This window comes from Pseudomonas sp. P1_C12 (assembly GCF_056406435.1).
On the sequence record NZ_JBFUAE010000004.1, the window covers coordinates 487689 to 508699 of the forward strand.

Genomic DNA, 21011 nt, shown 5'->3' on the forward strand with positions numbered 1-21011 from the left:
GCGGTTCCACTTTCAAGGACGTATTTTTTTCGTGAACCAAAACTGGCATGGCACCCTGATTCGCCACATGCTGCTGCTGGTCACCGCCTGCCTGGTGATCGGCCTGGTCACCGGCTATTACGGCTGGAGCCTCGCCGCAGGCCTGGGTCTTTACCTGGCCTGGACCCTCAAGCAATTGCTGCGTCTGCACGAGTGGCTGCGCCTGCACAAACCCGATGAAGCGCCACCTGACGGCTACGGCCTGTGGGGCGAGGTGTTCGACAGCATCTACCACCTGCAACGCCGCGACCAACGGGTACGCGGACGCCTGCAAGCGGTGATCGACCGGGTTCAGGAATCCACCGCCGCGCTGAAAGATGCAGTGATCATGCTCGACACCGACGGCAACCTGGAATGGTGGAACCGCGCCGCCGAAACCCTGCTGGGCCTCAAGACCCCGCAGGATAGCGGCCAGCCGGTGACCAACCTGGTGCGCCATCCGCGCTTCAAGGAATACTTCGAGCAAGACAGCTACGCCGAGCCGCTGGAAATTCCTTCGCCGACCAACGACCGCGTGCGCATTCAGCTGTACATCACCCGTTACGGTAACAATGAGCACTTGATGCTGGTGCGCGATGTGACGCGTATCCATCAGCTGGAGCAAATGCGCAAAGACTTCATCGCCAACGTTTCCCATGAACTGCGCACACCGTTGACGGTGATCTGCGGCTACCTGGAAACCTTGCTCGATAACGTCGACGAAGTGAACCCGCGCTGGAGCCGTGCCTTGCAGCAGATGCAGCAACAAGGCGGACGCATGCAGACCTTGCTCAACGACCTGTTGTTGCTGGCCAAGCTGGAAGCCACCGATTATCCGTCGGACAACCAGCCGGTGCCGATCGACGGCTTGCTGCAATCGATCAAGAGCGATGCGCAGCAGTTGTCCGGCCAGAAAAACCAGAAAATCATCCTGGAAGCCGACCCAACGATTCTGCTCAAGGGCAGCGAGGCTGAGTTGCGCAGTGCGTTTTCCAACCTGGTGTTCAACGCGGTGAAATACACCCCGGCCGAAGGCAATATCCGAATTCGCTGGTGGGGCGATGACCAGGGAGCGCACCTGAGTGTGCAGGACTCCGGGATCGGCATCGATGCCAAACACCTGCCGCGCCTGACCGAACGCTTCTATCGCGTCGACTCCAGCCGCAACTCCAACACCGGCGGCACGGGCCTGGGGCTGGCAATCGTCAAACACGTTTTGTTACGTCATCGGGCACGGATGGAAATCAGCAGTGTACCGGGCCACGGCAGCACCTTTACTTGCCACTTTGCCCCGGCTCAGGTCACCAAATCACGGGTTATCAGCACCGCCGATTGATACCGGCCAGCACGCGCCACTAGGCAACCGCCAAGTCAGCCGCTACATTGGCTGACTTGCGCCTGCCTTTCAGGCGCGGTTTTTACTTCTCTCTTGAATATACGGAACCCGCAAAACTCCATCATGGACCCTTCCCCTGGCTTGACCCTCGCTACAATTTTCGCCGACTTCGGCATGATTCTTTTTGCTCTGATCCTGGTTTTGCTCAACGGATTTTTCGTTGCGGCGGAATTTGCCATGGTCAAATTGCGCTCGACCCGAGTCGAGGCCATCGCTGACAAAAACGGCTGGCGCGGGCACATCCTGCGCACCGTGCACAGTCAGCTCGATGCTTATCTGTCGGCCTGCCAATTGGGTATCACCCTCGCCTCCCTGGGCCTGGGCTGGGTCGGTGAGCCGGCGTTCGCGCACCTTCTGGCACCTGTATTGAGTGCCGTGGGCGTAGATTCCGCTGAAGTGGTCAAGGCGGTTTCGTTCTTCACGGCGTTCTTCATCATTTCGTACCTGCACATCGTGGTCGGTGAGCTGGCGCCGAAATCCTGGGCGATCCGCAAACCCGAGTTGCTGTCGCTGTGGACGGCGGTGCCGCTGTACTTGTTCTACTGGGCCATGTACCCGGCCATCTACCTGCTCAACGCCAGCGCCAACACCATCCTGCGCATTGCAGGGCAAGGTGAACCCGGCCCGCATCACGAGCATCACTACAGCCGTGAAGAACTGAAACTGATCCTGCACTCCAGCCGTGGCCAGGACCCGAGCGACCAAGGCATGCGTGTATTGGCCTCGGCGGTGGAGATGGGCGAACTGGAAGTGGTCGACTGGGCCAACTCCCGGGAAGACCTGGTCACCCTGGAGTTCAATGCACCGCTCAAGGAAATCCTGGCGTTGTTCCGTCGCCACAAATTCAGCCGCTACCCGGTGTACGACAGCGAGCGCCAGGAGTTCGTCGGCCTGCTGCACATCAAGGATCTGCTGCTGGAACTGGCGGCGCTGGACCACATTCCCGAGTCGTTCAACCTGGCCGAACTGACCCGCCCGCTGGAGCGTGTATCGCGGCACATGCCGCTTTCGCAGCTGCTGGAGCAGTTCCGCAAGGGCGGCTCGCACTTCGCTGTGGTCGAAGAGGCCGACGGCAACATCATCGGCTACCTGACCATGGAAGACGTGCTGGAAGTGCTGGTGGGCGACATCCAGGACGAACACCGCAAGGCCGAACGCGGGATCCTCGCGTATCAGCCGGGCAAACTGCTGGTGCGGGGCGATACGCCGCTGTTCAAGGTTGAACGACTGCTGGGCATCGACCTCGACCACGTCGAAGCCGAAACCCTTGCCGGACTGGTCTATGAGAGCCTCAAGCGCGTTCCGGAAGAGGAAGAAGTGCTGGAAGTCGAAGGCCTGCGGATCATCATCAAGAAGATGAAAGGGCCGAAGATCGTTCTGGCCAAGGTGTTGATGCTGGATTGATGCGATTCGTTAAACCGCATTGATCCCAAAAGATCGCAGCCTTCGGCAGCTCCTACAGGGTGTACACATGACCCTGTAGGAGCTGCCGAAGGCTGCGATCTTTTGTTTCAAGGCTTCACTGCTTGCCCAACGCAAAGTTGGGCAACGCACCCACCGGCTGGTTGAACTGGTATGGAATCGATACCAGCCCCAGCCCGGTATTGCGCTGCACCACGAAGTGCAAATGCGGCCCGGTGCTGTTGCCGGTGTTGCCCGACAGCGCCAAGGCGCTGCCCACCTGTACCCGCTGACCTTCCCGAACGCAGACCGAGCCTTTCTTCAGGTGCAGGTAAACGCCCATGGTCCCGTCATCGTGCAACACCCGCACGAAATTGCCGGATGCATCGGTGCCGCGCCCGCTCTGGCGATTTTCGGTTTTCACCACCACGCCGCCCCGCGCGGCGATGATCGGCGTACCCTCCGGCATCGCGATGTCTATGGCGTAACGACTCTTGGGGCCGAAGTGGCTATAGGGGCCATTGGCGCCCTGACTGATCCGGAACGGTCCGCCACGCCAGGGCAACGGGTACCGATAGCCCACCGTGGGCCCTGAGGGGTCGCCCAGGGAGTATTTGAACTTCGGGACGTACGCGAGGGGCCTCCCACCTTTAGTTTCCGTGAGCTGCGCCAGGCGAACGCTGCTGCGCAGCGGTATCACGCGCCGAATCGTCCGCCCCGGCGCACCGCTGGCATTCTTCACCCCGGCAAAACTCAATTCGACCTCTACCGGCGCATACAGGTCATTACGCACGTACACGCTGTGCACGCCATTTTTCTTCATGATGATGAGGCGCACCTGACGCTCAAGGTGCTCGACCATGCCATCGCGAAAAACGAACACGTGGGCGCCTTTGCTGGGGCGGTCGCTGTAGGAAACCACGCCATAAGCGTCTTTGGACTTGTAGATGGTCATGGCCATGGCCGAGGTGGCGACCATGAACAGGCCACATAAAAACAGCAGGCGCGTGAACATGAGCAAGGATTCTGTCGAGTGAGGCCTGGGATTGAGCCTAGCAGCTGCAATGGACCCGAGTTGTCGACAGTTGTTTCAAAGAGACAAGATCACGCGCCGGGAATGAAGTGCTTCTGCGCCGTACCCCGCGCAATCAGGCGCGAGATGTAATCGAGCTTCTGCGCATCCTGATCGACAAAGCGGAAGGTCAGTTGCAGCCAGTCGCTGTCGGGCTTCGGTTCGTGGGCCACGACGGCGTGCAGATAGCCGTTGAGGCGGGCGATTTCGGCATTGTCGCCCTGCTCCAGGTCCAGCACGGCGCTGTCGAGGATCTGCGGCAGGGTCTCGGTACGCTTGACCACCAACAGGGCTTCCTTGAGGCTCAAGGCCTTGATCACGCATTGCGCGATGCCATTCGGCAAGCGCAACTGGCCCTGACTACGGCCGCTGGTGGGTGCCGAAGAGGCCGCAGGTGCCTTGACCGGCGGGCTGTTGAGCAAGCCTTTGGACGGTGCGGGTGCGGCCGTTGGCGTGGCGACGGGCGCCTTGCCACCGGTCAAGGCGGCGAGGGAGTCGTTACCGAATGCCGGACTCGTTTTGGTCGCGGCTACGTTGATCAAGGCGTCGAGCTTGCCGACCTTGTGCAACGCCTGCTTGACCTTGGTGAGCAGTTGCTCGTTGGTGAACGGCTTGCTGACGTAGCCGGATACCCCGGCCTGGATCGCCTGGACGACGTTCTCCTTGTCGCCACGGCTGGTCACCATCACGAAGGGCATGGCTTTGAGATTGTCTTGCTCGCGGCACCAGGTCAGCAGTTCCAGGCCGGACATTTCCGGCATTTCCCAGTCGCACAGGACCAGGTCGAAGGCTTCCTTGGCCAGCATGGCCTGGGCCTTTCTGCCGTTGATCGCATCTTCGATCCGCATGCCCGGGAAATAATTGCGCAGGCACTTCTTCACCAGGTCACGAATGAACGACGCATCGTCCACGACCAACACACTGACCTTACTCATCCAAAACCCCTTTAAAAAATCCCGGCCAGCATACCGCCTTGCTGATGGCACATTGCCAAAAAACCTTCAGTCACGCCGGACTTTTCGTTCGCGGGGTGCTGCTTTTCGAATTCGTACGCCGCAAACAAAAACGCCCGGCCAAAAGGCCGGGCGCTTTACTTGGGCAACCTTACTTATCGTCAGTTTTGCCCGGAACATTAGCGCTTTCGCCACTGGTTCCTTCAACTTCTTCCTTCATGCGCTTGAGCCCCAGGTGCCGCACGTCGGTGCCGCGTACCAGGTAGATCACCAGCTCCGAGATATTGCGCGCGTGGTCGCCGATACGCTCCAGCGAACGCAGCACCCAGATAATGCTCAGAACCCGCGAAATGGAACGCGGATCTTCCATCATGTAGGTGGCCAGCTCACGCAGGGCAGTCTTGTATTCGCGGTCGATGATCTTGTCGTACTGCGCCACCGACAAGGCCAGCTCGGCGTCGAAACGGGCAAAGGCGTCCAGTGCATCGCGGACCATGTTGCGTACCTGGTCACCGATGTGGCGCACTTCCACATAACCACGCGGCGCTTCGCCTTCTTCGCACAGCTGGATGGCGCGACGGGCGATCTTGGTCGCTTCGTCACCGATGCGCTCCAGATCGATCACCGACTTGGAAATGCTGATGATCAGGCGCAGGTCGGAAGCCGCCGGCTGACGACGAGCCAGAATGCGCAGGCATTCCTCGTCGATGTTGCGCTCCATCTGGTTGATCTGGTCGTCGATCTCGCGCACCTGCTGGGCCAGGCCGGAGTCGGCCTCGATCAGCGCGGTTACCGCGTCGTTGACCTGTTTCTCGACCAGCCCGCCCATGGCCAGGAGGTGGCTGCGCACTTCCTCCAGTTCGGCGTTGAACTGCTGGGAGATGTGGTGTGTAAGGCCTTCCTTAGAAATCATGTTGTCTGCTCCGCAAAAGCTGTGAGCTGCAAGCTACAAGCTGCAAGCTGATGTGTGTCGTACCCGAACCGCTCTTACTTGCCGCTTGAAGCGTGCGGCTTGTGGCTACTGCTAGCCGTAGCGACCGGTGATGTAGTCTTCGGTCTGCTTCTTCGCCGGATTGGTGAACAGCGTATCGGTGTCGCCAAACTCGACCAGCTTGCCCATGTACATGAACGCTGTGTAGTCGGACACCCGCGCCGCCTGTTGCATGTTGTGGGTCACGATCACGATGGTGAACTTGGATTTCAGTTCGTAGATCAGCTCTTCGACTTTCAGCGTGGAGATCGGGTCGAGTGCCGAGCACGGTTCGTCGAGCAGCAGCACTTCCGGCTCCACGGCGATGGTGCGGGCGATCACCAGACGTTGCTGCTGACCACCGGACAGGCCCAGTGCCGATTCGTGCAGACGGTCCTTGACCTCGTCCCACAGTGCCGCGCCTTTCAACGCCCACTCAACGGCTTCGTCGAGGACGCGCTTCTTGTTGATGCCCTGGATGCGCAGGCCGTAAACCACGTTTTCGTAGATGGTTTTCGGGAACGGGTTGGGCTTCTGGAACACCATGCCGACGCGACGACGCAGCTCGGCCACGTCTTCGCCCTTGCGGTAGATGTTGCTGCCGTACAGGTTGATCGCGCCATCGACACGGCAGCCGTCAACCAGGTCGTTCATGCGGTTGAAGGTACGCAGCAGCGTGGACTTGCCACAGCCGGACGGGCCGATGAAGGCGGTCACGCGCTGTTTCGGGATGTTCATGCTGACGTCGTACAGCGCTTGTTTGTCGCCGTAGAACAGGCTCAGGCCCGGCACTTCGATGGCTACGGTTTCCTGCTCGAGGTTCAGGCTCTGCTTGTCGCGACCCAGCGCCGACATGTTGATGCCGTGGGTATGTGCTTCGTGCTGCATGGGAGGCTCCCTGTGCTAACAAATTCGGTTCGGTTGCCACTGGCCAAGGCCTGCGGTTACACAATTCTTTCTGTAGGAGCAGCCGGTCGACGCTCGACTGCTCGCGATGGTCGTTCAGACACAGAAAATGTGTCGGATGTACCTTCTTCGCGAGCAGGCTCGCTCCTACAGGGTTATCAGCTGTCCAGCGCCTTGTACTTCTCGCGCAGGTGGTTACGGATGTACACCGCCGACAGGTTCAACGTGGCGATCACCAGCACCAGCAGCAGCGCCGTGGCGTACACCAGCGGTCGTGCGGCTTCGACGTTCGGGCTCTGGAAGCCGACGTCATAGATGTGGAAGCCCAAGTGCATGATCTTCTGGTCCAGGTGCAGGTACGGGTAGTTACCGTCCACCGGCAGCGACGGCGCCAGTTTCACCACACCTACCAGCATCAGCGGCGCCACTTCACCCGCGGCGCGGGCCACGGCGAGGATCATGCCGGTCATCATCGCCGGGCTGGCCATCGGCAGCACGATCTTCCACAAGGTTTCCGCCTTGGTCGCGCCGAGGGCCAACGAGCCTTCACGCACGGTGCGAGGAATCCGCGCCAGGCCTTCTTCGGTGGCCACGATCACCACCGGCACCGCCAGCAGCGCCAGGGTCAACGAGGCCCAGAGCAGACCCGGTGTGCCGAAGGTTGGTGCCGGCAAGGCTTCCGGGAAGAACAGACGGTCGAGCGAGCCACCCAGCACATAGACGAAGAAGCCTAGGCCGAACACGCCGTAAACGATGGCCGGAACACCTGCCAGGTTGTTCACCGCGATGCGGATCACCCGGGTCAGCGCGTTCTGCTTGGCGTATTCACGCAGGTACACCGCCGCCAGCACGCCGAACGGGGTCACGATCATCGCCATGATCAGGGTCATCATCACGGTGCCGAAGATCGCCGGGAAGATCCCGCCTTCGGTGTTCGCTTCACGCGGGTCGTCGCTCAGGAACTCCCAGACCTTGCTGAAGTAGAAACCGATCTTGGTGGTGGTGCTCATGGCGTTCGGCTGGTAGGCATGAACCACTTTGCCGATGCCGATTTCGATTTCCTTACCGTTCGCATCGCGGGCGGTCAGGCTGTCACGGTTGAACTGCGCATGCAGATCGCTCAGGCGCGCTTCAACATCCTGATAGCGAGCGTTGAGTTCGGCGCGCTCGGATTCCATGTCCGCTTGTGCGGTGGCGTCGAGTTTGCCTTCCAGCTCAAGCTTGCGACCGTGCAAGCGGATACGCTCGAGGCCGGCGTTGATCGCGCCGATGTCGGTTTTTTCCAGGCTCTTGAGCTGCGCGGCCAGCTTGTTGACACGGTCGACACGGGCCTGCAACTCAGGCCATGCGGCTTCGCCTTCAGCGATGACTTTGCCATCCTGTTTGACGTTGACCAGGTAACCGTAGAAGTTGCCCCACTCACGACGCTCGATCGCCATCAGCTCCGGCGGCGTGGTCTGGTTGGTCAGCCACTCGCCGACGATCCAGGTGAAGTCGTTGCCGTTCAGGTCACGGTTGCCGACCTTGATCAGCTCGCGGGTCATGAACTCAGGGCCTTCGTCAGGCACCGGCAGGCCGGCGCTCTTCAGACGGGCACGGGGTACTTCTTCCTTCTGTACCACTTCGCCGATGACCAGGTGTTGGCCCTGGCCCGGTACGTCGTAGCTGGCGTGGATCAGATCCGCCGGCCAGAAGTGACCCAGGCCGCGCACGGCAATCACTGCCAGCAGGCCAATGGTCATGATGACCGCGATGGACACCGCGCCACCGCTGATCCAGACGCCGGGGGCGCCGCTCTTGAACCATCCATTCAGGGAGTTCTGTTTCACAGACTTCTACCTTTCTTAAAGCGACGAGTATTTCTTGCGCAGACGCTGACGGATCAGTTCTGCGAGGGTGTTCATGACGAAGGTGAACAACAGCAGCACCAGCGCCGAGAGGAACAGCACGCGGTAGTGGCTGCCGCCGACTTCCGACTCGGGCATTTCCACTGCAACGTTGGCGGCCAAGGTGCGCAGGCCTTCGAACAGGTTCATTTCCATGACCGGGGTGTTACCGGTGGCCATCAACACGATCATGGTTTCACCGACCGCACGGCCCATACCGATCATCAGTGCCGAGAAGATGCCCGGGCTCGCGGTGAGGATCACCACGCGGGTCATGGTCTGCCACGGCGTGGCACCGAGGGCCAAGGAGCCCAGGGTCAAGCCGCGAGGCACGCTGAACACGGCGTCTTCGGCGATGGAGTAGATGTTCGGGATGACCGCGAAGCCCATCGCCAGACCGACCACCAGGGCGTTGCGCTGGTCGTAGGTGATGCCCAGGTCGTGGGAGATCCACATGCGCATGTCGCCGCCGAAGAACCAGTTCTCCATGAACGGGCTCATGTACAGCGACAGCCAGCCTACAAACAGAATCACAGGAATCAGGATCGCGCTTTCCCAGCCGTCCGGCACTTTCAGGCGGATCGACTCAGGCAGGCGACTGAAGACGAAACCGGCCACCAGAATACCGATCGGCAGCAACATCAGCAGGCTGAAGATGCCCGGCAAGTGCCCTTCCACATACGGCGCAAGGAACAGACCGGCGAAGAAGCCGAGGATCACCGTCGGCATCGCTTCCATCAGTTCGATCACCGGCTTGACCTTGCGGCGCAAGCTCGGGGCCATGAAGTACGCGGTGTAGATCGCAGCAGCAACGGCCAGTGGAGCGGCCAGCAGCATGGCGTAGAACGCGGCTTTCAGGGTTCCGAAGGTCAGCGGCGACAGGCTCAGCTTGGGTTCGAAGTCGGTGTTGGCGGCAGTCGATTGCCAAACGTATTTAGGCTCGTCGTAGTTCTCGTACCAGACCTTGCTCCACAGCGCGCTCCACGATACTTCCGGGTGCGGGTTGTCGAGCAGCAGCGGGTGCAACTTGCCGCCGGCTTCCACGATCACGCGGTTGGCGCGCGGCGACAGACCGAAAACGCCTTGGCCTTCTGCGACTGGCTCCACCAGCAAGGTGCGGTGGGCAGTGCTGTGGAACACGCCAAGCTTGCCGGAAGCGTCGAGGGCAACGAAGCCCTTGCGGCGCTCTTCGGCGGTGATTTCAACGATAGGCGTGGTGCCCATCTGGAAAGTGCGGATCTGCTTCAGGCGTTGCTCGCCATCCGGATCACGGGCCATGAACCACTGGGCCAGACCACCTTTTGAGTCACCGATGATCAGCGAGATACCGCCCACCAGCTGGGTGCTGGCGGTGACTTGCGCTTCACCGTCTTCAAGCAGTTTGTAGCGACCGTTGAGGCTCTTGTCGCGCAGGCTGAACACGTCGGCCTGGGCACGCCCGTTGATCACATACAGCCACTGCTGACGCGGGTCGACGAAGATGTTCTTCACCGGCTCGTTCATCTGCGGCAGGTCGATGCGTTTCTGCTCGTTGGTGACTTCGCCGGTCATCATGTTCTCTTCGCTGGTCAGCGACAGAACATTGAGTTGCGAACCGGTGGCGCCGACCAGCATCAGGGTCGAATCGTTGGCATTGAGGCTGACATGCTCCAGCGCACCGCCGGCTTCGTTGACCGCGATCGGCGTTTCGCCATACGGGTACTCGACGGCCGGGGTGATGGTTTTCTTGCCTTCCGGGTAACTGACTTTATAAGTGTGACGGAACACCAGTGCCTGACCGTTGGACAGACCCACCGCCACCAGCGGGTGACCTGGCTGGTCTTCACCGATGGAGGTCACGGTGGTGCCGGCCGGGATCGACAAATCGACGCGCTTGAGTTCAGCGCCACTGTCGATGTCGAAGAACAATGCCTGGCCCTTGTCGGAAACCCGCATCGCAACCTGGTTCTGCTCTTCCAGGGAGATCATCAGCGGCTTGCCGGCGTCTTGCATCCAGGCTGGCGTAATGGCGTCCTTGGACGTCAGGCTGGCACCCTGGAACAGGGGCGCGACGACGTAGGCAAGGAAGAAGAAGATCAAGGTGATCGCGCCCAGTACAGCGAGGCCGCCTACGAGGACGTACCAGCGGGTCAGGCGGTCTTTGAGCGCGCGAATGCGGCGCTTGCGTTGTAGCTCAGGCGTATTGAAGTCAATTCGCTTGGGGGGATTAGTAGTCATGTTGGAATTGGCCAGATCATTCATGCGCACACCCTAGCGATCCTGTATGACAGAAAGATGACAATGCAGTGACGCAACAAATCCGCCGCTAGCGGTAACCAGCAGTGGATAGAGAATTTGAGGTGTATGGGGGCGGCTCCTGCCGCCCCCATGTGAGTCCAGAGGGGGTCACTCTAGACTCAATTTGTTACTTTTTTGCGACTTCAGCGCCGCCTTCCGCCAGACCCAGGTCAGCCAGAGCTTTGGCAGCTACTTTGGCCGGCAGTGGGATGTAACCGTCTTTCACTACAACTTCCTGACCCTGTTTCGACAGAACCAGTTTCACGAACTCGGCTTCCAGCGGGGCCAGAGGCTTGTTCGGGGCTTTGTTCACGTATACGTACAGGAAGCGGGACAGCGGGTACTTGCCGTTCAGGGCGTTTTCTTCGGTGTCTTCGATGAACTCGGTGCTGCCTTTCTTGGACAGGGCAACGGTTTTCACGCTAGCGGTTTTGTAACCGATACCCGAGTAGCCGATGCCGTTCAGCGAGGAGCTGATCGACTGAACGACCGAAGCCGAACCTGGTTGCTCGTTCACGTTTGGTTTGTAGTCGCCTTTGCACAGGGCTTCTTCCTTGAAGTAGCCGTAGGTGCCGGATACCGAGTTACGACCGAACAGTTGAACCGGCTTGTTGGCCAGGTCGCCGGTGACGCCCAGGTCACCCCAGGTCTTGACTTCGGTTTTAGCGCCGCACAGACGAGTGGACGAGAAGATCGCGTCGACTTGTTCCATGGTCAGGTGCTGGATCGGGTTGTCCTTGTGGACGAATACAGCCAGGGCGTCCACTGCAACCGGGATAGCGGTTGGCTTGTAGCCGTACTTCTGCTCGAAGGCAGCCAGTTCGGTGTCCTTCATCTTGCGGCTCATCGGGCCCAGGTTGGAGGTGCCTTCAGTCAGCGCAGGTGGCGCAGTGGCGGAGCCAGCGGCCTGAATCTGGATGTTTACGTTCGGGTATTCTTTTTTGTAGTTCTCGGCCCAGAGGGTCATGAGGTTGGCCAGAGTGTCGGAACCAACGCTGGACAGGTTGCCCGACACACCAGTGGTCTTGGTGTAGCTCGGGATAGCAGGGTCAACAGCGGCAACCGCGTTGGCAGTCGCAACGCCAGCAGCGACAAAAGTCATTGCCGCCATCAAACGCTTCAGTTTCATGCCTTACTCCTAGCAGATAGGGTGTGTTATTCGGGGCCAAGTATCAGCAGGCCGTGTGAACACTCTATGGCTGAAATATGACAATTGGATGAAAGGCCAGCACTCCGCTAAGAAGGCTGGCCTTTCAGTTGTAACTGTAGATGTGAGGAGTGCTGTGATCGTTCGCTGTCAGCGGCCCTTCTTCCAGAGATATGCACCTACCAGAATCCCCACCCCACACAGCACCGCCACATAATAAGCAGGTCCCATCGCACTTTCCTTGAGCAACAGGCTGACGATCATCGGCGTCAGGCCACCGAAAATCGCGTAGGCAACGTTGTACGAGAACGACAAGCCGCTGAAGCGCACCACCGGCGGGAACGCTTTGACCATCACGTACGGCACCGCGCCGATGGTGCCGACCAACAGACCGGTCACGGCATACATCGGGAACAGCCAGTCGGGATGGTCGGCCAGACTGTGATAGAAGGTCCAGGAGCTGGCCAGCAGCGCGGTACAGCCGATCACGAAGACTCGTCCCGCACCGAAGCGATCGGCCAGTGCGCCGGCAATGATGCAGCCAAAGCTCAGGAACACGATCGCCACGCTGTTCGCCTGCAGGGAGGTGGTAGGCGAGAAGTGATAGACCGTCTGCAACACAGTCGGGGTCATCAGGATCAACACCACGATGGCGGCCGACAGCAGCCAGGTCAGCAGCATCGAAATGGCGATGGCGCCACGATGGTCACGCAGCACCGCCCGCAGCGGCACTTCTTCGGCCAGGGCCTTGCGCTGTTGCAGCTCGGCGAACACCGGGGTTTCGTGCAGCCAGCGACGCAGGTACACCGAGAACAGGCCGAACACACCTCCGAGCAGGAACGGGATTCGCCAGGCGTAATCCGACACTTCCACAGAGGTATAAATGCTGTTGATCGCCGTGGCGACCAGGGAGCCTAGAAGGATGCCCGCCGTCAGACCGCTGGTCAGGGTGCCGCAGGCGTAGCCGACATATCGCTGCGGAACGTGTTCGGAAACGAAGACCCAGGCCCCCGGCACCTCACCGCCAATGGCCGCGCCCTGGATTACCCGCATCAGCAGCAACAGGATCGGTGCCCACATCCCGATCTGCGCATAGGTCGGCAGCAGGCCCATGATCAGCGTCGGCACGGCCATCATGAAAATGCTCAGGGTGAACATTTTCTTGCGGCCCAGCAGATCGCCGAAGTGCGCCATCACAATGCCGCCCAGCGGCCGCGCCAGGTAGCCGGCGGCGAAGATGCCGAAGGTCTGCATCAGGCGTAGCCACTCGGGCATGTCCGCCGGGAAGAACAGCTTGCCCACCACCGTGGCGAAGAACACGAAGATGATGAAGTCGTAGAACTCCAGCGCGCCGCCCAGGGCAGACAGCGATAGAGTCTTGTAGTCGTTGCGGGTCAGCGGGCGTGCGGGTTGCTCTGGCTGCGCGATGCTCGAGGGCGCTGTGGTCATGGCAAGGGCTTCTCTTATAGTCGGATCTGCAACCTCAACAACGCTGGCTGAGGTTTGGGCAGGTCCGGCACGATAGCAAATTGTTCGAAAAAGCACATAGAGGTGCGTTTTTGACAGTCAAAATGAGAACCGGACGGTCGTCGCGGAGTCTACCGACCGATATACTCAAACCTTGCTCCGGTTTTTGAGGGGTTGCTGTGCGAAAACGCCTGTCAGGTTCATAGGCGATTTCGCAGAGTTTCCCTTTAGGCGCCTTATGGAAAACGTGACGAACGTAGTATGTTCGGTGCTGAATCGTTTTTCCCGAAGACGGCTACCACCAGCAATACCAACGAAGAGTCACGGGTCAGAGGCACCCCCGGCATGATAGAGCTCGAACAAGAAGATCCGATCCCGCAAGGCGACCTGGCCCTGCAAATCACCGCGCTCCCTCGCGAAACCAACGGCTTTGGCGATATTTTCGGCGGCTGGCTGGTGGCGCAGATGGATTTGGCAGGCACCGCGATGGCCAGCAAGGTCGCTGGCGGACGCGTTGCCACCGTCGCGATCGACCGCATGGCCTTTCTGGTTCCGGTGGCGGTGGGCGCGCAGCTCTCCTTTTATACCCAGGCCCTGGAAATCGGTCGCAGCTCGATCAAGATGATGGTCGAGGTCTGGAGCGACGATCCGCTGTCCAGCGAGTGGCGTAAAGTAACCGAAGCGGTGTTTGTGTTCGTTGCCATCGACGGCAGCGGTCGCACCCGTTCGGTTCCGCCTCGGGCTCGCTAAACCTGGCAGCCGTTTTGCGGTCGATAGTCGTCCACTTTACTGATCGAGAGCTGTCCCATGAGCACGCCCAATGTTGAAGCCGTAAAACTGGATGAACTGAACTGCTGGCGCATCCGCCACGGTCAGGCCGAATTACTGGTGGCCCAGCAAGGCGCACACATCCTCAGCTATCAACTGGCTGGCCAGCCGCCGCTGATCTGGCTCAACGACGAGGCCGTGTTCAAGACCGGCAAGAGCATCCGTGCCGGCGTGCCGGTGTGCTGGCCGTGGTTCGGCAACTTTGCGCGCAACCCGCAAAGCGTTCAGGCGATGCACACCAGCAATGAAGCGCCGTCGGCTCATGGCTTCGTGCGAGCGATGGATTGGGAGCTGGGCGGCATAGAAGCCGAAGGCGAAAGCCTGAAGGTCGAATTCCTCCTGCCCTACCCCGAAGGCGGCTTTCCCGGCTGGCCGCACCAGGTGGATTTGACGTTGAGCATTCGCCTCGACGAGCAATTGCACATCCAGCTGACCAGCCACAACCGGGGCGCCGAAACCGTCAGCATCAGCCAGGCGTTGCACAGTTATTTTGCCGTCAGCGATGTGCGCGAGGTGCATGTCGAAGGTGTGGATGGCTTGAGCTACATCGAAACCCTGGAAGACTGGAAAACCAAGCAACAGTCCGGTGATCTGCGTTTTACCGGCGAGACCGATCGCATCTATCTCGATGCACCACCGCAGTTGAGCATCGTCGATCTAGCCTGGGAACGGCGCATCGTGCTGACCAGCACCGGCTCGCGTACGGCGGTGATCTGGAACCCGTGGATCGACCGCGCCGCCGCGTTCAGCGACATGGCCGACGACGGCTGGCAGCGCATGCTGTGCATCGAGACGGCGAACGTGATGGGCGATGTGGTGACGCTCGCAGCGGGCGCGAGCCACACCTTGGGTGTCAGCATCGGTAGCAAACCGCTTTAAGATCAAAAGATCGCAGCCTTCGGCAGCTCCTACAGAGATCGGTGTAGGAGCTGCCGAAGGCTGCGATCTTTTTGTCTACTTGATTACAGATCCGACTCTTTCACTACTCTGACCTTCTGCGCATCCAGCGCATACGCCGCATCGGCGAGGTCATTGCTGACCTTCTCGACTTTCAGCGTACCGGTGACCCACAGCGGCGTGTAGATATCGTTCAGCTTCAGGCCCTTTGGATAGCGCACCAGCACCAGTTGGTTGGGTGGCGGCGGTGGCACATGGATGCACGCGCCCGGATACGGCACCAGGAAGAACAGCGTACTGCGGCCCTTGGCGTCGGACTCCAGCGGCACGGGGTAACCGCCAATGCGGATGTTCTTGTCGTTCATCGACGCAACGGTCTTTGTCGAGTACATCACCGCCGGCAAGCCTTTGGCCTGCTTCATCCCACCCTTGTCGGTGAAAGTGCCATTGGCTTCAGGGGAGTTGTGGTCGATTTCAGGCATGGCCTCGAGGGCCTTCTGATCCGACTTGGGCATCAATTCGAGCCAGTCGGTTTCTGGCAATTCGCCAGCATGGGCAAAGCCCGAACCCAGTAAAACAAGAGTCAGTAAAAGACGGCGCATGAAGGTGCTCGGTAAAGGGAAGAACAGGAAACGCCGAGCATTCTAGCCCTCCCGGCCAGTTTGGCGGAGAGGGCTTGTCGCCTGGATCAGTTCTTTTTGACCAGCCCGTAGATCACCAGCAGCACTACGGCGCCCACCAGCGCACCGATGAAGCCTGCTCCTTGGCCAGCCTGATAGATGCCCAGGGCTTGACCGCCGTAAGTCGCCGCCAGCGAACCGCCAATACCGAGCAGGATGGTCATGATCCAGCCCATGCTGTCATCGCCCGGTTTCAGGAACCGTGCCAGCAGGCCGACAATCAAGCCGATAAAGATGGTTCCGATGATTCCCATGGCATTTCCCTCTGAATGAAGTGGCTATGCGAAAGCCTAGTCAGACTTTGGCATCCTGCCATGAGAGAACGGCGGTCCCTGAATGGTTCCGCCGCTGCCACATGAAACTATTCGGCGATCAGCGCTTCGACCTTGAGGATCTGCGCGGTCAGCGTTTCGCGATCCGCACAACGCAAGTTGGCGTGACCGACCTTGCGGCCGACCTTGAACGCCTTGCCGTAGTGATGCAGATGGCAATCGGCGATGGCAACGACCTTCTCGGTGTCCGGCACTTTGCCAATGAAGTTGAGCATCGCGCTTTCGCCGACCTTGGCCGTCGAACCCAACGGCAGACCGGCAACGGCCCGCAGGTGGTTTTCGAACTGGCTGCACTCGGCGCCTTCGGTGGTCCAGTGCCCTGAGTTGTGCACCCGGGGGGCAATTTCGTTGGCCTTGAGGCCACCGTCGACTTCAAAGAACTCGAACGCCATCACGCCGACGTAATCCAGCTGCTTGAGCACACGGCTGGAGTAGTCTTCGGCCAGAGCTTGCAACGGGTGATCGGTGCTGGCCACGGACAGCTTGAGGATGCCGCTTTCGTGGGTGTTGTGTACCAGCGGATAGAAGCGGGTTTCGCCGTCGCGGGCGCGCACGGCGATCAGCGAGACTTCACCGGTGAACGGCACGAAGCCTTCCAGCAGACAGGCCACGCTGCCCAGTTCGGCGAAGGTGCCGACCACATCTTCAGGGGTGCGCAGGACTTTCTGGCCCTTGCCGTCGTAACCCAAAGTACGGGTTTTCAGCACTGCCGGCAGACCGATGGAAGCCACGGCGGCGTCCAGGTCGGCCTGGGACTGGATGTCGGCGAACGCCGGGGTAGGAATCCCCAGATCCTTGAACATGCTCTTCTCGAACCAGCGATCGCGGGCGATGCGCAGGGCTTCAGCACTCGGGTAGACCGGGACGAATTGCGAGAGAAAAGCCACGGTCTCGGCCGGAACGCTTTCGAACTCGAAGGTCACCAGATCGACTTCATCGGCCAGCTGACGCAGGTGATCCTGATCGCCGTAATCGGCTCGCAGGTGTTCGCCCAACGCGGCGGCGCAGGCATCCGGCGCAGGGTCCAGAAAAGCGAAGTTCATGCCCAGCGGAGTGCCCGCCAGCGCCAACATGCGGCCCAGTTGGCCGCCACCGATTACACCAATCTTCATCGTCAACAACCTCAGGCGATGCGTGGGTCTGGATTGTCCAGGACGCTGTCTGTCTGCTCAGCACGGAAGGTTTTCAGCACCGCGTGGAACTGCGGGTGCTTGGCGCCCAGGATACTCGCCGACAATAGCGCTGCGTTGATCGCACCCGCCTTGCCGATGGCCAGAGTGGCAACCGGAATGCCTGCTGGCATCTGCACAATGGAGAGCAGCGAATCAACGCCCGAAAGCATAGCGGACTGCACGGGTACGCCCAGCACCGGCAAGTGGGTCTTGGCCGCACACATGCCTGGCAAGTGGGCCGCGCCACCGGCACCGGCGATGATCACCTCGATGCCACGTGCCTCGGCTTCTTCAGCGTACTGAAACAGCAGGTCCGGGGTGCGGTGGGCAGAAACCACTTTCACCTCGTAGGGTATGCCGAGCTTTTCCAGCATATCGGCGGTGTGGCTAAGGGTGGACCAATCGGACTTGGAGCCCATGATCACGCCAACCAGTGCACTCATCGTCGTGCCTCTTCTCTCTGGGCGCCCGCAGGCGCGTCAAAAAACAACAAGCCACGCAGGATGCGTGGCTTGATTGTACGAATTATGGCCGGTCGTAACCGGCCGAAGGCCGCGCAGTATACCTCAATGAAGCAGATAAACAGCCCCCGATACGACCATCTGTCATACGGCGCAAAGTGCCGGTTTTATTGACTCGAAGGTCAGCCAACGCTCAACACAAAACACCGTGGAACTTGATCCCGATCCTGATTGTTCCAAACAACAAAACCCCCTGTGGGAGCATTTGGTGGTTTCAAGAACCGGTTGTGCCTTGGGCCGCACCACCTTCCAACTTGCGCCACAACAACCGCACATTGGCCTTGCGCACCAGCGCGCAGCGATACAGGCGAATCTCCAACGGCACATGCCATTGCGGGCCGCCGCAGACCACCAGTTCACCGCGTGCCAGTTCGGCGCGCACGCTCAGTTGCGGCACCCAGGCGATGCCCAGGCCTTCCAGGGCCATGCTTTTGAGGCTGTCAGCCATGGCGGTTTCGTAGATCGTGGTGAAGCGCAGCGCCCTTTGGCGCAGCAGCATGTTCACCGAACGGCCGAGAAACGCACCGGCGCTGTAGGCCAGCAACGGCACGCTGCCTTCGCCTTCCAGATCGAACAGCGGTTTGCCGTCGGCGTCGGCGGCACACACCGGCAGCATTTCGGTGTGGCCCAAGTGCAGTGACGGGAAGATTTCCGGGTCCATCTGCATCGCGGCATCCGGGTCGTAGAAGGCCAGCATCAGATCGCAGCCACCTTCGCGCAAGGCATGCACCGCGTCACCCACGTTGGTCGCAACCAGTCGCGTGGCGATGTTCAAGCCTTCGTTGCGCAACTGTGCGATCCAGCGCGGAAAGAAACCCAGCGCCAGGGAGTGTGCGGCAGCCACCTGCATTACCTCGCCCTGCCCGCCTTCCAGGTGATGCAGATGGCGCAACACTTCGCCGAGCTGCTCGACCACGGTGCGTGCGGTGACCAGAAACAATTGCCCTGCCGCTGTCAGTTCCACCGGCGTGCGTGAACGATTGACCAGCGTCAGCCCCAGCGCCGCTTCCAGGCTGCGGATTCGTCGGCTGAACGCCGGTTGCGTCACGAAACGCCGCTCGGCGGCCTGGGAGAAACTGCGGGTGGCGGCCAGGGCACTAAAGTCCTCCAGCCATTTGCTTTCCAGATTCATCACGTCCTCCCGGGCACGCACCAATTTAGGTCACACGTCCGCCATCAAGCCGGCGTCACACGGGCATTATGCCGAATATGCATAGCCTAGTGTTTAACAGCATTGGCCCAAAATTCTCCACAGGCCTAGCATTCGCAGTGTTCCGGCACAGACCGGGTCCATATTGAGATGATTTCTATCATGTCCTCCGCTGCATCATTCCGCACAGAAAATGACCTGCTTGGCGCCCTCGAAGTACCGGCTCAAGCGTATTACGGTATCCAGACCCTGCGAGCGGTGAATAACTTCCGCCTTTCGGGCGTTCCGATTTCGCACTACCCGAAACTGGTTGTCGGTCTGGCCATGGTTAAACAGGCCGCCGCTGACGCCAACCGTGAGTTGGGTCACCTGAGCGAAGCCAAGCACGCTGCCATCAGCGAAGCCTGTGCACGTTTGATCCGCGGCGACTTCCACGAAGAGTTCGTGGTGGACATGATTCAAGGCGGCGCTGGCACTTCGACCAACATGAATGCCAACGAAGTCATCGCCAACATCGCACTGGAGGCCATGGGTCACCAGAAAGGCGAATACCAGTACCTGCACCCGAACGACGACGTGAACATGGCGCAGTCGACCAACGACGCGTATCCAACGGCGATCCGCCTGGGTCTGTTGCTGGGTCACGATGCCCTGCTCGCCAGTCTCGACAGCCTGATTCAGGCGTTCGCGGCCAAGGGTGAAGAATTCAACCACGTCCTGAAGATGGGTCGTACCCAACTGCAAGACGCCGTTCCGATGACCCTGGGTCAGGAATTCCGTGCGTTCGCCACTACCCTGGGTGAAGACCTGGCACGCCTGAAGACTCTGGCACCAGAAGTGCTGACCGAAGTGAACCTGGGCGGTACCGCGATCGGCACCGGCATCAACGCCGACCCGCGTTACCAGCACCTGGCCGTTCAGCGTCTGGCAGTGATCAGCGGTCAACCGCTGGTACCGGCCGCCGACCTGATCGAAGCCACCTCCGACATGGGCGCCTTCGTGCTGTTCTCCGGCATGCTCAAGCGTACCGCGGTCAAGCTGTCGAAGATTTGCAACGACCTGCGCCTGTTGTCCAGCGGCCCACGCACCGGCATCAACGAGATCAACCTGCCGGCACGTCAACCAGGCAGTTCGATCATGCCAGGCAAGGTCAACCCGGTTATTCCGGAAGCGGTCAACCAGGTGGCGTTCCAGATCATCGGTAACGACCTGGCGCTGACCATCGCGGCCGAAGGCGGCCAGTTGCAACTGAACGTGATGGAGCCGCTGATCGCCTTCAAGATCTTCGACTCGATCCGCCTGCTGCAACGCGCCATGGACATGCTGCGCGAGCACTGCATCGTCGGCATCACCGCCAACGAAGCACGCTGCCGTGAACTGGTCGAGCACTCGATCGGCCTGGTCACCGCGCTGAACCCGTACATCGGCTACAAAAATGCCACCCGCATCGCCGGCCTCGCTCTTGAAAGCGGCCGCGGCGTGCTGGAACTGGTGCGTGAAGAAGGTCTGCTCGACGAAGCCATGCTCGCCGACATCCTGCGCCCGGAAAACATGATTGCTCCGCGTCTTGTGCCCCTGAAGGCATAACCCGACGCGTTATTTGTAGCACCGCTCACCAGGTCGAGGGACTAGACACCTCTCACCTTTTGAGGGCCTGGAGATCAATCTCCAGGCCCTTTTTTTTAACTGTTTTGTAGGAGCGAGCTTGCTCGCGAAAGATGTTTAACGATAACGCGTAAACCTGATGGCCAACGGCGCCCTTGAGTTTTTCGCGAGCGAGCTCGCTCCTACAGGAGCCAGACGCCAGTAACGACAGGTGCTTCAAAGGCTTCGCTTCACCGAATACACCACAACCGTGCAGACGGACGGCACTGTCATCGGTATAGTGCCGCCCCTCTTCGCATGAGCGGTCGTCGGTAGCGAGGCCACAACCCATGC

At 60.1% G+C, this 21011-nt stretch carries 18 protein-coding genes; 5 read left to right on the forward strand and 13 right to left on the reverse strand.

The annotated features are described in order from the left end of the window. Positions 1–67 precede the first annotated feature (67 nt). Both phoR and AC1D19_RS09610 read left to right on the forward strand, forming a co-directional pair. A complete protein-coding gene (gene phoR, locus AC1D19_RS09605; protein WP_477763146.1) occupies positions 68–1354 on the forward strand; it encodes a phosphate regulon sensor histidine kinase PhoR in 1287 nt (428 codons plus the stop codon). Positions 1355–1477: 123 nt separating this feature from the next. Then, positions 1478–2818 (forward strand): hemolysin family protein, encoded by a 1341-nt coding sequence (locus tag AC1D19_RS09610; protein WP_477763054.1) that lies wholly within the window; start codon positions 1478–1480, stop codon positions 2816–2818. 115 nt (positions 2819–2933) lie between these two features. Here the strand turns inward: AC1D19_RS09610 and AC1D19_RS09615 are convergent, their stop codons facing one another. The 8 genes from AC1D19_RS09615 to AC1D19_RS09650 all read right to left on the reverse strand — a co-directional run bounded on the left by AC1D19_RS09615 (position 2934) and on the right by AC1D19_RS09650 (position 13475). Then, positions 2934–3830 carry a peptidoglycan DD-metalloendopeptidase family protein gene (locus AC1D19_RS09615; RefSeq protein ID WP_477752250.1) on the reverse strand — a complete coding sequence of 299 codons (897 nt, stop codon included), beginning with the start codon at positions 3828–3830 and terminating at the stop codon, positions 2934–2936. 89 nt (positions 3831–3919) lie between these two features. Beyond that, positions 3920–4822 carry a response regulator gene (locus AC1D19_RS09620; RefSeq protein ID WP_477763055.1) on the reverse strand — a complete coding sequence of 301 codons (903 nt, stop codon included), beginning with the start codon at positions 4820–4822 and terminating at the stop codon, positions 3920–3922. 169 nt (positions 4823–4991) lie between these two features. Then, positions 4992–5753 carry a phosphate signaling complex protein PhoU gene (gene phoU, locus AC1D19_RS09625; RefSeq protein WP_046038908.1) on the reverse strand — a complete coding sequence of 254 codons (762 nt, stop codon included), beginning with the start codon at positions 5751–5753 and terminating at the stop codon, positions 4992–4994. Positions 5754–5864: 111 nt separating this feature from the next. Beyond that, positions 5865–6698: a phosphate ABC transporter ATP-binding protein PstB gene (gene pstB / locus AC1D19_RS09630; protein ID WP_477752248.1), complete on the reverse strand. Its 834-nt coding sequence runs from the start codon at positions 6696–6698 to the stop codon at positions 5865–5867. A 176-nt stretch (positions 6699–6874) separates the two neighbouring features. Then, positions 6875–8545 (reverse strand): phosphate ABC transporter permease PstA, encoded by a 1671-nt coding sequence (gene pstA / locus AC1D19_RS09635; protein WP_477763056.1) that lies wholly within the window; start codon positions 8543–8545, stop codon positions 6875–6877. A gap of 15 nt (positions 8546–8560) precedes the next feature. After that, positions 8561–10843 carry an ABC transporter permease subunit gene (locus tag AC1D19_RS09640; protein WP_477763057.1) on the reverse strand — a complete coding sequence of 761 codons (2283 nt, stop codon included), beginning with the start codon at positions 10841–10843 and terminating at the stop codon, positions 8561–8563. Between the two features lie 163 nt (positions 10844–11006). Then, on the reverse strand, positions 11007–12008 hold the full coding sequence (locus AC1D19_RS09645; RefSeq protein ID WP_007992839.1) for a phosphate ABC transporter substrate-binding protein PstS: 1002 nt from the start codon (positions 12006–12008) through the stop codon (positions 11007–11009). A gap of 168 nt (positions 12009–12176) precedes the next feature. Next, the gene (locus AC1D19_RS09650; RefSeq protein ID WP_477763058.1) at positions 12177–13475 is read right to left on the reverse strand and encodes an MFS transporter; all 1299 of its coding nucleotides are present in this window, start codon (positions 13473–13475) and stop codon (positions 12177–12179) included. Between the two features lie 363 nt (positions 13476–13838). Between AC1D19_RS09650 and AC1D19_RS09655 the strand changes: the two genes are divergently transcribed. Further along, complete coding sequence (locus AC1D19_RS09655) at positions 13839–14243, forward strand: acyl-CoA thioesterase (RefSeq protein WP_007942704.1); 405 nt, start codon at positions 13839–13841, stop codon at positions 14241–14243. 57 nt (positions 14244–14300) lie between these two features. Next, positions 14301–15200 carry a D-hexose-6-phosphate mutarotase gene (locus AC1D19_RS09660; protein ID WP_477763059.1) on the forward strand — a complete coding sequence of 300 codons (900 nt, stop codon included), beginning with the start codon at positions 14301–14303 and terminating at the stop codon, positions 15198–15200. 83 nt (positions 15201–15283) lie between these two features. Here AC1D19_RS09660 and AC1D19_RS09665 read toward each other — a convergent pair whose 3' ends face one another. From AC1D19_RS09665 to AC1D19_RS09685, 5 genes are all read right to left on the reverse strand, one after another. Next, on the reverse strand, positions 15284–15820 hold the full coding sequence (locus tag AC1D19_RS09665; RefSeq protein WP_477752244.1) for a DUF3299 domain-containing protein: 537 nt from the start codon (positions 15818–15820) through the stop codon (positions 15284–15286). A gap of 86 nt (positions 15821–15906) precedes the next feature. After that, positions 15907–16152 carry a GlsB/YeaQ/YmgE family stress response membrane protein gene (locus AC1D19_RS09670; protein WP_007928514.1) on the reverse strand — a complete coding sequence of 82 codons (246 nt, stop codon included), beginning with the start codon at positions 16150–16152 and terminating at the stop codon, positions 15907–15909. A 107-nt stretch (positions 16153–16259) separates the two neighbouring features. Further along, positions 16260–17342: a 5-(carboxyamino)imidazole ribonucleotide synthase gene (locus AC1D19_RS09675; protein ID WP_414929669.1), complete on the reverse strand. Its 1083-nt coding sequence runs from the start codon at positions 17340–17342 to the stop codon at positions 16260–16262. A gap of 11 nt (positions 17343–17353) precedes the next feature. Further along, positions 17354–17845: a 5-(carboxyamino)imidazole ribonucleotide mutase gene (gene purE, locus AC1D19_RS09680; RefSeq protein WP_046038893.1), complete on the reverse strand. Its 492-nt coding sequence runs from the start codon at positions 17843–17845 to the stop codon at positions 17354–17356. Positions 17846–18137: 292 nt separating this feature from the next. After that, positions 18138–19055, reverse strand: coding sequence for a LysR substrate-binding domain-containing protein (locus tag AC1D19_RS09685; RefSeq protein WP_008045548.1), 918 nt, complete (start codon positions 19053–19055; stop codon positions 18138–18140). Positions 19056–19235: 180 nt separating this feature from the next. Between AC1D19_RS09685 and AC1D19_RS09690 the strand changes: the two genes are divergently transcribed. Then, positions 19236–20660 (forward strand): aspartate ammonia-lyase, encoded by a 1425-nt coding sequence (locus AC1D19_RS09690; RefSeq protein WP_046038891.1) that lies wholly within the window; start codon positions 19236–19238, stop codon positions 20658–20660. The last annotated feature ends 351 nt before the right edge of the window (positions 20661–21011 follow it).

Excerpts from the sequence above, each read along its gene's own strand:
- phoR (WP_477763146.1), top strand. The coding sequence starts at position 68 with ATGCTGCTGCTGGTCACCGCCTGCCTGGTGATCGGCCTGGTCACCGGC.
- AC1D19_RS09610 (WP_477763054.1), top strand. The coding sequence starts at position 1,478 with ATGGACCCTTCCCCTGGCTTGACCCTCGCTACAATTTTCGCCGACTTC.
- AC1D19_RS09615 (WP_477752250.1), bottom strand. The coding sequence starts at position 3,830 with ATGTTCACGCGCCTGCTGTTTTTATGTGGCCTGTTCATGGTCGCCACC.
- AC1D19_RS09620 (WP_477763055.1), bottom strand. The coding sequence starts at position 4,822 with ATGAGTAAGGTCAGTGTGTTGGTCGTGGACGATGCGTCGTTCATTCGT.
- phoU (WP_046038908.1), bottom strand. The coding sequence starts at position 5,753 with ATGATTTCTAAGGAAGGCCTTACACACCACATCTCCCAGCAGTTCAAC.
- pstB (WP_477752248.1), bottom strand. The coding sequence starts at position 6,698 with ATGCAGCACGAAGCACATACCCACGGCATCAACATGTCGGCGCTGGGT.
- AC1D19_RS09640 (WP_477763057.1), bottom strand. The coding sequence starts at position 10,843 with ATGAATGATCTGGCCAATTCCAACATGACTACTAATCCCCCCAAGCGA.
- AC1D19_RS09645 (WP_007992839.1), bottom strand. The coding sequence starts at position 12,008 with ATGAAACTGAAGCGTTTGATGGCGGCAATGACTTTTGTCGCTGCTGGC.
- AC1D19_RS09650 (WP_477763058.1), bottom strand. The coding sequence starts at position 13,475 with ATGACCACAGCGCCCTCGAGCATCGCGCAGCCAGAGCAACCCGCACGC.
- AC1D19_RS09655 (WP_007942704.1), top strand. The coding sequence starts at position 13,839 with ATGATAGAGCTCGAACAAGAAGATCCGATCCCGCAAGGCGACCTGGCC.
- AC1D19_RS09660 (WP_477763059.1), top strand. The coding sequence starts at position 14,301 with ATGAGCACGCCCAATGTTGAAGCCGTAAAACTGGATGAACTGAACTGC.
- AC1D19_RS09665 (WP_477752244.1), bottom strand. The coding sequence starts at position 15,820 with ATGCGCCGTCTTTTACTGACTCTTGTTTTACTGGGTTCGGGCTTTGCC.
- AC1D19_RS09670 (WP_007928514.1), bottom strand. The coding sequence starts at position 16,152 with ATGGGAATCATCGGAACCATCTTTATCGGCTTGATTGTCGGCCTGCTG.
- AC1D19_RS09675 (WP_414929669.1), bottom strand. The coding sequence starts at position 17,342 with ATGAAGATTGGTGTAATCGGTGGCGGCCAACTGGGCCGCATGTTGGCG.
- purE (WP_046038893.1), bottom strand. The coding sequence starts at position 17,845 with ATGAGTGCACTGGTTGGCGTGATCATGGGCTCCAAGTCCGATTGGTCC.
- AC1D19_RS09685 (WP_008045548.1), bottom strand. The coding sequence starts at position 19,055 with ATGAATCTGGAAAGCAAATGGCTGGAGGACTTTAGTGCCCTGGCCGCC.
- AC1D19_RS09690 (WP_046038891.1), top strand. The coding sequence starts at position 19,236 with ATGTCCTCCGCTGCATCATTCCGCACAGAAAATGACCTGCTTGGCGCC.